This window comes from Pseudonocardia pini (genome assembly GCF_013870575.1).
GTDB classification, from domain to species: domain Bacteria; phylum Actinomycetota; class Actinomycetes; order Mycobacteriales; family Pseudonocardiaceae; genus Pseudonocardia; species Pseudonocardia pini.
This window is the reverse complement of the sequence record NZ_JACBXB010000280.1, coordinates 1-6,556: the sequence shown is the minus strand read 5'-3', so window position 1 is coordinate 6,556 and position 6,556 is coordinate 1. Positions and strand designations below refer to the sequence as shown.

The following is a 6,556-nucleotide window of genomic DNA, read 5'->3' as shown; positions in this document are numbered from 1 at the left end:
GGTCGGCGGCCACGGCGACCAGCCCACCCCGCTCGTGCACGGCCTCGACCAGCGCCGACGGATCCACGACCCGCCCCGACGCCCCGGGGTAGGACAGCAGCGCCCCGAACAGCTCCCCCTCGGGCAGCCCCTCGGACAGGTCCGCGACCACCAGCTCGATCCCCAGCGGCTCGGCGCGGGTGCGCAGGACGTCGATCGTCTGCGGCAGCGTGTCGGCGTCGACGACGAAGCGGGCGGACCTCGCCCGGCCCGCCCGACGCAGCAGGGTCATGGCCTCGGCGGCCGCGGTGGCCTCGTCGAGCAGGGAGGCCCCGGCCACGGGCAGCCCGGTGAGGTCGGCGACCATCGTCTGGAACGCGAGCAGCGCCTCGAGCCTGCCCTGGCTGATCTCCGGCTGGTAGGGCGTGTAGGCCGTGTACCAGGCGGGGTTCTCCAGGACGTGCCTGCGGATCACCGGCGGTGTGACGGTCCCCGAGTACCCGAGCCCGATCATCGGCACGGTCACGGTGTTGCGCTCCGCGAGCAGGCGCAGCTCGGCCAGCATCTCGGACTCCGCGGCCGGGGCGGGGATCGTGGTCGGCACCGGCTCGGTGTCGCGGATGCTCGGCGGTAGCGCCCGCACCGCCAGTTCCTCGAGGGACCCGACGCCGATCGCGTCGAGCATCCGGTCCAGCTCCGCGGGCCGCGGCCCGACGTGCCGGTCGGCGAACGGCGGGTCGGCGAGCTCGGCGAGGGTGGGTCGGTCGGTCACGGGGCCTCCGAGGACGACAGGGCGGGCAGGACGGCGGTGCTGCCCTCCCCCTCTGTCACCGCCCGAAATGGGCACCTGAGAGATTCACCCGGCGAACCAGGGCTTTCCCCGTCGGCGGACTCGCACCCCAGGGGCGCTCGTCGCTTTCCAGAGGCGTCTCCCCCGCGCGGTCTCGGGTGCCTGAGAGGTTCCGGGGAGGATTTGCTCCTTCGGCGCCCGGCCTCACGTGCGACCGGGTCTCTCCCGCGTGGGATCGGCGACTACGGGGACCAGCGTAGCGCCGGACCCGTAGTTCCACCGAGGACCGCGCCGCGGATCACGCCCACACTTCGGTCATGAGCAGCGACGATCGTGCGACCTCCTCCCCCACCACGGCCGCGTTCCACCTCCAGGCGGTGCTGTCCTTCGGCATCGCCCTCGCCGCCGTCGTCGTCGGGGTGGTCTACCTGCCCGCCGACCCCTGGGTGCGCGCCTTCCTGGCGGTGGCCGTCCTCTACGTGACGACGAGCGCCTTCACCCTCGCCAAGACCGTCCGCGACAAGCAGGAGCGCAACACGGTGCTGAGCCGCGTCGACCAGGCCAGGCTGGAGCGCCTGCTGGCCGACCACGACCCCTTCCGCCCCGCCGCATAGCAGCGCCGAGATGAACGTCAGTGCTCTTCGATCATGCTCGGAACAGCACTGACGTTCATCTCGGCAGGGACTTTCGCCGTTCCGGCCCGCCGGACCACCCCGTCGGGTCACCATGCGGCACATGGCCGATCTCTCCGTCTGGGTGCCTGCGCTGCCACCGGGGTGGCCGCACGTGTTCCGTGGGTCGTGGGCGAGGCGGGCCGGGCTCGTCACCACCGCGCAGCTCCGGGGTCCGCGGTTCACCCAGGTCTATCCGGACGTCTACGTCCCCGGCGGTTCCGTCCTCGACCTCCGGCTCCGCTCGCGGGCGGCGTTCCTGCTGATGCAGACCCGCGGGGCGCTGTCGGGCTACTCGGCCGCCGTTCTCCACGGCGCCGACTGTCTTCCCGGCGAGGTCCCCCCGGAGATCACCGTCCCCGGAGGTGGGTTCCGGGTCCCACCCGGGCTCCGGCTGCACCGCGAGCGCCTGTGGCCGAACGAGATCACCGAGGTCGACGGGCTGGTCGTCACCACCCCGGAGCGCACGGCCTTCGACCTCGCCCGCTGGGCGCCGAGCCGGAACGAGGCCGTCGCCTGTGTGGACGCGCTCGCGAACACTGGTCGCTTCGCCCCCGACGAGGTGCTCCGCCTCAACGCACTCCATCCCTCGATGCGCGGCTGTGCCCGGATCCCCGAACTCGTCGAGCTCGCGGACCGACGGGCGGGCTCGCGCCCCGAGACCCTGCTGAGGGTGCTGCTCGTGGACTCCGGTCTCCCCCGCCCCGAGGTGCAGTGGGTGGTGCAGGACCCGGTCGCGAAGGAGGCGGTGTGGCTCGACCTCGCCTATCCCGAGCAGCGGCTCGGGATCGAGTACGAGGGCGCTCCCCACGTGGAGCCCGACCGTGTGCTCCGGGACATCGCGCGCACGACAGCACTGGTCGACCGGGGCTGGCGCATCCTCCGCGTCACGAAGAACGACCTCTTCCGACGCCCCGAGTACATCGTGACGATCGTCGGCCGCGCCCTCCGCGGAGAAGCGCCGAGATGAACGTCAGTGCTGTTCGATCATGCTCGGAACAGCACCCTGGTTCATCTCGGCCGGGGTCAGGCGGGCCGGGGTCAGGAGGGCCTGGGTCAGGCGGGCCGGGGTCAGGAGATGGCGCGGCGGGCTCGACGGCGGGAGAGCTCGTCCTCGGGGGTCTCGTCGACGCTCCCGCCGTCGGCCCGCTCCACCGGGAAGTCCTTGATCGAGCCGCTGATCTCCCGCATGGCGCCGGAGACGGCGATGCCGAAGACGCCCTGGCCGCCCTGCAGCAGGTCGACGACCTCCTCGGGGCTCGTGCACTCGTAGACGGTGGTGCCGTCGGAGAACAGGGTGATCTGGGCGAGGTCTCTTATCCCCCGCCTGCGCAGGTGCTCGACGGCGACCCGGATGTTCTGCAGCGACACCCCGGCGTCGAGCAGGCGCTTGACGACCTTGAGGACCAGCACGTCCTTGAACGAGTACAGCCGCTGCGACCCGGAGCCCGCGGCTCCACGGATCGAGGGCACGACCAGGCCGGTGCGCGCCCAGTAGTCCAGCTGGCGGTAGGTGATCCCCACGACCTGGCACGCGGTGGGCCCACGGAACCCGACGAGCTGGTCGGGCAGGCCGTCGAGACCCTCACCGACCAGGGGGTCGGGGAAGAGCTCGCCCTGCTCGGGCCCGTCAGACGGCGACCCGTCCACGGCACTCCTTCCCGCCGATCGGTGCCACTCAGGCCCGACGACCCCTTCAGCCACTGACAGAGCTGACGGTAAGCGGACCGACGCTCCCGGTCAACGCGCCACGCCGCCGTACGGCAGGCCCACCCGGGCGTGTCGGCGACCGGGCCGCAACCGGGCCCGAGATCACGCCCCGATCAGCCTGGCTGAGCGCCCCGGAAGTCCTCCGGCGAGACGGAGTCGAGGAACTCGCGGAACTTCTCCACCTCGTCCTCCTGCTCGTCCGGGATGACGAGCCCGGCCTCGGCGAGCACGCTCTCGTCCGCGTGGATCGGCACCCCGATCCGCAGCGCGAGCGCCACCGAGTCGCTCGGCCGGGCGGACACCGTGATCCCACCGTCGAAGACGAGCTCCGCGTAGAAGGTGCCCTCCTGCAGGTCGGTGATGCGCACCTGCTCCAGCCGCCGCCCGAGCGCGCCGATCACGTCCTTCAACAGGTCGTGGGTCAACGGGCGGGCGGGCTTGACGCCCTGCTGCTCGAGAGCGATGGCGGTCGCCTCCACCGAGCCGATCCAGATCGGCAGGTAGCGATCGCCCTGCGTCTCGCGCAACAGGAGGATCGGCTGGTTGGCGGGCAGTTCGACCCTGACTCCCACGACACGCATCTCGCTCATGCGCCCGCCTCCTCACCCTGGGGTCCGACAACCTCGACGCTACACGCGCGGCCCGTGGATCGCGCGCCTCCGGACGGGCGTCGGCGGGGGTTTTCCCCGCCGGAAACGCCCCGGGAACCGGTCAGCCCCCTGCGCCGGGCTCGGTGGGCCCGGTGAGGAAGACCAGCCGGAACTTGCCGATCTGCACCTCGTCACCGTTGGCGAGCACCGCGGTGTCCACCGGCTCGCGGTTGACGTAGGTCCCGTTGAGGCTCCCCACGTCCACCACCACGAACTCGCCCGAGTCGCGCCGGAACTCCGCGTGCCGCCGGGAGACGGTGACGTCGTCGAGGAAGATGTCGCTGTCCGGGTGCCTGCCCGCGCTGGTGGTCGGCCTGTCCAGCAGGAACCGCGAGCCCGCGTTCGGCCCCCGGCGCACGACCAGCAACGCGGAGCCGGGGGGCAGCGCGTCCATCCCCGAGACGCCCGAGACCGGCTGTTCCGGGGCCGCTGGCTCGACGTCGGCCAGGAAGTCCGCCCGGAAGACCGACGTGGTCTCCGGGGAACGCTCCGGCGGGACGCCGGGCCCGTCGTTCGTGGTCACCTCGGGGTCTCCTCCTGCCTGTTGCCCCGACGCCCGTGGGGCGCGGCGGGGACGTGCTGTCTGCTCGCGACGGCCGTCGGCGAACCTATCGTGTCGCGGCCGTGCGTGCGGGCCGGGACGGGCGTCAGGCGCCCGCGACCAGCTCGCGGTAGGCGGCGGCGTCGAGCAGGGCGGACACCGGGTCCGCACCGCCCTCGGCGGGCTCGATCTCCAGGAGCCAGCCCTCTCCGTAGGCCGCCGCGTTGATCAGTTCGGGACTGCCCTCCAGCGCCGCGTTCACCTCGACGACCGTGCCCGCGATCGGGGCGTAGATGTCCGAGACGGACTTGGTCGACTCGACCTCACCGAGGGCGTCCCCCGCCGCGAACGAGTCCCCCACCGCCGGGAGCTGTACGAACACCACGTCGCCGAGCTGGGACTGCGCGTGGTCGGTGATGCCGACCCGGACCCGGCCCGAGTCCAGCGGCCGGACCCACTCGTGGGCCTCGGTGTAGCGCAGGTCGTCTGGGGTGGCGGTCTGCTCGGCACTCACGACGCGCAGCCTAGACCTCACCCGGGTCCGCGCCCGCGTGGGAGGTCCCCCGCACGGGGCCCGCGCGCAGGGCCAGCCCGAACTGCGTCAGGTAGAGCAGCCCGGACCACAGGTAGAGGGCCACGCCCCACGCCGCGAAGGCGTAGCCGACCGGCCGCGCGAGGTCCCCCCAGAAGCCCTCCTGGGTGCCCAGCAGCAGGATCGGGAAGGCGTAGAGCAGCAGGAAGGTGGCGGCCTTGCCCAGGTAGACGACGGGGAACGGGCCGTAGCCCAGCCGGCGCAGCACGGCCACGCAGACGCCGAGGACGAGGTCTCGCGCCACGAGCGTGACGACCACCCACCACGGCACGATGCCCCGGACCCCCAGGGCGACCAGCGCGGCGAGGATGTAGAGCCGGTCCACCGCGGGATCGAGCAGTGCGCCCAGCCGCGAGTACTGGTCCAGCAGCCGGGCGAGCTTGCCGTCCGCCCAGTCCGTGAAGCCGCCGACCGCCAGCACGAGGATCGCCCAGCCGTCCGCCTCCGGGCCGAGCAGCAGCCACAGGAACAGCGGCACGCCCAGCAGCCGCAGCGCGCTGAGCAGGTTGGGGACGGTCAGCACCCGTTCCCCCCGCAGTACGCCGGTCACGACGGGCAGGTTAGCGGGTCACGACGCCGCCTCCGCGGGAGCGATCACGCCCGCGGGTGGAGATCGCGCCGCCACCGGGCGACGATGGCGGGATGGACGCCACCACGCTCAAGGACGCGCAGGCCCCGCTCAAGAAGCAGTACGCCGAGGACGCCGCCTCGGCCGTCGTCACCATGCGGGCGGACGGCGAGCTCGACGGGACCGGCGTCGCCTGCAAGGTCCGCACCGCCACGGCGCTCGTGGAGGCGGGCCTGCACCCGGCCTCGGGTGGCGACGGGACGCAGCTGTGCTCGGGCGAGATGCTCCTGGAGGCCCTGGTGGCGTGCGCGGGCGTCACCCTGCGGGCCGTCGCGACCTCGCTCGGGATCGACGTGACCGGCACCGTGCGGGCCGAGGGCGACCTGGACTTCCGCGGCACCCTCGGCGTGGACAGGACCGCGCCCGTGGGCTTCCGCGACATCCGGCTCGGCTTCGACCTCCGGACCTCCGCCGACGCCGAGGAGGTCGCCCTCCTGACCAGGCTCACCGAGCGCTACTGCGTCGTGCTGCAGACCATCAAGGGGAACCCCGGGATCGAGGTGTCGGTAGCGTCGGTCCATGCCGACTGAATCGGATACCGCACCGGAGACCGGCGCCGCGCTGCTGCTGGGCACCCTGGCCGACGCGGGCGTGGACACCTGCTTCGCCAACCCCGGGACCTCCGAGATGCACCTGGTCGCGGCGCTGGACGGCGAGCCGCGGATGCGTGCTGTCCTGACCCTCTTCGAGGGCGTCGCGACGGGCGCCGCGGACGGGTACGCGCGGATGGCGGAGCGTCCCGCCGCCACCCTGCTGCACCTCGGACCCGGGCTGGCGGACGGGCTGGCCAACCTGCACAACGCGCGTCGGGCGGGCTCGCCGGTGGTCAACGTCGTCGGCGACCACTCGTTGCCGCACAAGCCCCTCGACGCCCCTCTCGAGTCCGATCTGGACGCCATCGCGGGTGCCGTCTCCGGCTGGGTCCGCCGTTCCGCGAGCACGGCGGAGCTGGGTGCCGACACGGCCGCCGCGGTCGCCGCCGCGTGCGGACCGCC

10 protein-coding genes and 2 riboswitches are annotated in these 6,556 nt (G+C 73.0%); of the genes, 4 read left to right on the top strand and 6 right to left on the bottom strand.

The genetic code is table 11. From position 1 onward, the window contains the following. Positions 1-751: PLP-dependent aminotransferase family protein (locus tag H5J29_RS16855; protein ID WP_512700122.1), on the bottom strand; the 751-nt coding region annotated here is incomplete at its 3' end. A gap of 42 nt (positions 752-793) precedes the next feature. Further along, positions 794-908: riboswitch (glycine riboswitch) on the bottom strand. Next, a riboswitch (glycine riboswitch) is annotated at positions 909-1,007 on the bottom strand. A gap of 79 nt (positions 1,008-1,086) precedes the next feature. Between H5J29_RS16855 and H5J29_RS16850 the strand changes: the two genes are divergently transcribed. Further along, positions 1,087-1,383 (top strand): YiaA/YiaB family inner membrane protein, encoded by a 297-nt coding sequence (locus H5J29_RS16850; protein ID WP_181781911.1) that lies wholly within the window; start codon positions 1,087-1,089, stop codon positions 1,381-1,383. Between the two features lie 121 nt (positions 1,384-1,504). Next, entirely contained in the window at positions 1,505-2,410 is a 906-nt protein-coding gene (locus H5J29_RS16845; protein WP_181781910.1) for a type IV toxin-antitoxin system AbiEi family antitoxin, read from the top strand. Between the two features lie 101 nt (positions 2,411-2,511). Here the strand turns inward: H5J29_RS16845 and H5J29_RS16840 are convergent, their stop codons facing one another. The 5 genes from H5J29_RS16840 to clsA all read right to left on the bottom strand — a co-directional run bounded on the left by H5J29_RS16840 (position 2,512) and on the right by clsA (position 5,483). Then, positions 2,512-3,090 carry a MerR family transcriptional regulator gene (locus tag H5J29_RS16840; RefSeq protein WP_181781909.1) on the bottom strand — a complete coding sequence of 193 codons (579 nt, stop codon included), beginning with the start codon at positions 3,088-3,090 and terminating at the stop codon, positions 2,512-2,514. A 173-nt stretch (positions 3,091-3,263) separates the two neighbouring features. Next, a complete protein-coding gene (locus H5J29_RS16835) occupies positions 3,264-3,740 on the bottom strand; it encodes a bifunctional nuclease family protein (protein ID WP_181781908.1) in 477 nt (158 codons plus the stop codon). Positions 3,741-3,861: 121 nt separating this feature from the next. Then, complete coding sequence (gene garA / locus H5J29_RS16830; RefSeq protein WP_181781907.1) at positions 3,862-4,323, bottom strand: glycogen accumulation regulator GarA; 462 nt, start codon at positions 4,321-4,323, stop codon at positions 3,862-3,864. 124 nt (positions 4,324-4,447) lie between these two features. Continuing rightward, a complete protein-coding gene (gcvH, locus tag H5J29_RS16825; RefSeq protein WP_181781906.1) occupies positions 4,448-4,855 on the bottom strand; it encodes a glycine cleavage system protein GcvH in 408 nt (135 codons plus the stop codon). A gap of 10 nt (positions 4,856-4,865) precedes the next feature. Next, positions 4,866-5,483 (bottom strand): cardiolipin synthase ClsA, encoded by a 618-nt coding sequence (clsA, locus tag H5J29_RS16820; RefSeq protein WP_181781905.1) that lies wholly within the window; start codon positions 5,481-5,483, stop codon positions 4,866-4,868. 92 nt (positions 5,484-5,575) lie between these two features. Between clsA and H5J29_RS16815 the strand changes: the two genes are divergently transcribed. Beyond that, complete coding sequence (locus H5J29_RS16815) at positions 5,576-6,091, top strand: OsmC family protein (protein ID WP_181781904.1); 516 nt, start codon at positions 5,576-5,578, stop codon at positions 6,089-6,091. After that, positions 6,081-6,556 (top strand): thiamine pyrophosphate-binding protein (locus H5J29_RS16810; protein WP_246393953.1); only part of this gene is annotated, 476 nt, incomplete at its 3' end. The genes H5J29_RS16815 and H5J29_RS16810, both read left to right, overlap by 11 nt.

Excerpts from the sequence above, each read along its gene's own strand:
- H5J29_RS16845 (WP_181781910.1), top strand. The coding sequence starts at position 1,505 with ATGGCCGATCTCTCCGTCTGGGTGCCTGCGCTGCCACCGGGGTGGCCG.
- H5J29_RS16850 (WP_181781911.1), top strand. The coding sequence starts at position 1,087 with ATGAGCAGCGACGATCGTGCGACCTCCTCCCCCACCACGGCCGCGTTC.
- H5J29_RS16815 (WP_181781904.1), top strand. The coding sequence starts at position 5,576 with ATGGACGCCACCACGCTCAAGGACGCGCAGGCCCCGCTCAAGAAGCAG.
- H5J29_RS16835 (WP_181781908.1), bottom strand. The coding sequence starts at position 3,740 with ATGAGCGAGATGCGTGTCGTGGGAGTCAGGGTCGAACTGCCCGCCAAC.